At 37.6% G+C, this 1,320-nt stretch carries 1 protein-coding gene; it reads left to right on the forward strand.

Features of this window, described 5'->3' with window-relative positions:
- Position 1: 1 nt before the first annotated feature.
- A complete protein-coding gene (locus FC37_RS05005) occupies positions 2-1,261 on the forward strand; it encodes an ISL3 family transposase (protein ID WP_056945527.1) in 1,260 nt (419 codons plus the stop codon).
- Positions 1,262-1,320 lie beyond the last annotated feature (59 nt).

Below are 1,320 nucleotides of genomic sequence, written 5' to 3' on the forward strand. Positions count from 1 at the left end.
TATTAAATTTTCTCTGAATATTAAAGACCCACTGTTAGAATTCTTGGATATTTCAATTGGAAAGTATCGTAATCGCGATGCAAAGTTTTACCATGCAGTAGCTCATCTAGATCAATGTCTTAATTGTGGCTCAACTAATATCGTCCACAATGGTCATTTATATTCTAATGTGCGCTATCCTGCTTTAGATGCTAGCTTGCCTGTCTTTATCAGAGTAGCCAAGCAGCGAGTTATTTGTCGCGATTGTCATATGAATTCAATGGCTGAAACGGAATTAGTAGAAAAATACTGCTGTATCTCTAACGCCACTAAACGTAAAATTATTGGTTCTCTAACTGAAGATTGGTCCATGAAAAGCATTGCCAGACAAACTTCGACCTCAACCAACACTGTACAGCGCGTATTGGAGCGATACGGTTACTCTACCGTTGAAGATACCGATTGGCTGCCAGAATACTTAGCCTTTGATGAATTCAGAGGCGTTGGCAGACAGCTGCACTTTATCGCTATTGATGGTCATACTCATAAAATAGTTAAAGTGCTGCCTACCAGACTTAAGAAAGATATCATCAACTACTTCAAACGTTTTCCTCTTACGGTAAGAAACAAGGTCAAAACTGTAACTATGGATCTTAATTACTACTATGACATCATGGCTAAGGAGCTTTTTCCTAATGCTCAAGTAATTCTTGACCGTTTCCATATCGTTCAAATGCTCAATCGTTCTTTTAATTCTTGCCGTATTCAAGAAATGAAGAAGCACAAGAAAGGCACCAAAGAATATAACCTGCTTAAATATTATTGGAAACTGTATCTCAAACCATTTGAGGATCTTGAAAAAGTAAAGCCGTACCATCAACCAAGGCTAAAGGATACTCTGACTCAGGAACAAGTTGTAGCTGATGGACTCAGACTAAGTCCCGAGCTTGAGAACACCTACAATCTTATGCAAGATATCAGTAAAGCTTTAAGAGACAGAGATACCGATAAGCTCAAGAATTTAATCAAAAGCAAAGATCACGTTGGCAACATGATGCATACCACGTTGAATACTTTCAAACGAAATCTTCATGATATTCTCAACGCTGCTAAGTTTGATGAATCTAACGGCTGTCTTGAAGGTACAAACCGCAAGATTAAACAAATTGAGCGTACTGCTTATGGCTACGCTAATTTTACTCATTTGATAACTAGAATTCAGTTAGAAGAAAAAGGTGCCATTATCAAAGAAAAAGCATCAAGCTGGTACATAGCAGCTTGATGCTTAATCCAATTATTAAATTATAGTTGACTTCTATCAACACGATTTGACAGAGAGCC

The organism is Lactobacillus gallinarum DSM 10532 = JCM 2011 (genome assembly GCF_001434975.1).
GTDB classification, from domain to species: Bacteria; Bacillota; Bacilli; order Lactobacillales; family Lactobacillaceae; genus Lactobacillus; species Lactobacillus gallinarum.